Origin of the sequence: Campylobacter coli LMG 9860 (genome assembly GCF_000254135.1) — a bacterium.
Classification (GTDB): domain Bacteria; phylum Campylobacterota; class Campylobacteria; order Campylobacterales; family Campylobacteraceae; genus Campylobacter_D; species Campylobacter_D coli.
Genome location: NZ_AINS01000029.1, coordinates 1 through 640 on the forward strand (window position 1 = coordinate 1; position 640 = coordinate 640).

At 24.1% G+C, this 640-nt stretch carries 2 protein-coding genes; both read left to right on the forward strand.

Going from position 1 to position 640, the window contains the following annotated elements; translation table 11 throughout:
• Window positions 1–99 precede the first annotated feature (99 nt).
• Entirely contained in the window at window positions 100–333 is a 234-nt protein-coding gene (locus CCO88_RS04115) for a hypothetical protein (protein WP_002779572.1), read from the forward strand.
• On the forward strand, window positions 334–615 hold the full coding sequence (locus CCO88_RS04120; RefSeq protein ID WP_002779571.1) for a type II toxin-antitoxin system RelE/ParE family toxin: 282 nt from the start codon (window positions 334–336) through the stop codon (window positions 613–615). It abuts the gene before it with no gap.
• Window positions 616–640 lie beyond the last annotated feature (25 nt).

Here is a 640-nt window from a genome sequence, read left to right on the forward strand (position 1 = left end):
TCAAACCCCTAAAAATAGGTATTTTACAATAAAAATACTTGCAAAAATTTATTAAAATATGGTATTATCATGTTAATAAACTTCAAAAAAGGAATTATAATGCACACTATAACCATTACAAGTGATAATATTGATTTCATAAAAAGCTTAGAATGTTTGTCAAAAAATGCAGGAGCTATTTTTAAAATTTCTAAAAATGATTTAGAAGCTACTTTGGATAATTATGAAGATAATCGAACCTTAGATGAAGTAAAAAAAGAAGCTGAAGAAACTTTATTACACTATAAACAAGGAAAATTATCAGTAACTCCATTAGGTAGCGAATGGCTGTAAATGAAAATTGTGGAAAGTGACAAATTTAAAAAAGAGCTTAATAATATTTTAGCCTTTATTGCTAAAGATAGTGTGAGTGCAAAAAATTATTTTTCAAAATCTTTAAAAGATGCTATTTTATGTATTGACAATATGCCTTATAAATTTCGAAAATCTACTCTTTTTAATGATGAAAACATAAGAGATTTTATCTTTAAGAAATATGTCATTCCATATTATATAGATTCAAAAAACGACAAAATACTTTTAATTACGATTTATAAAAACAACCTTGTTAAATAAAAAAAGAAATCCGTTTCAAACCCCT

What these genes read in the sequence shown, in the direction of transcription:
- CCO88_RS04115 (WP_002779572.1), top strand. Translation starts at nt 100, where the DNA reads ATGCACACTATAACCATTACAAGTGATAATATTGATTTCATAAAAAGC.
- CCO88_RS04120 (WP_002779571.1), top strand. Translation starts at nt 334, where the DNA reads ATGAAAATTGTGGAAAGTGACAAATTTAAAAAAGAGCTTAATAATATT.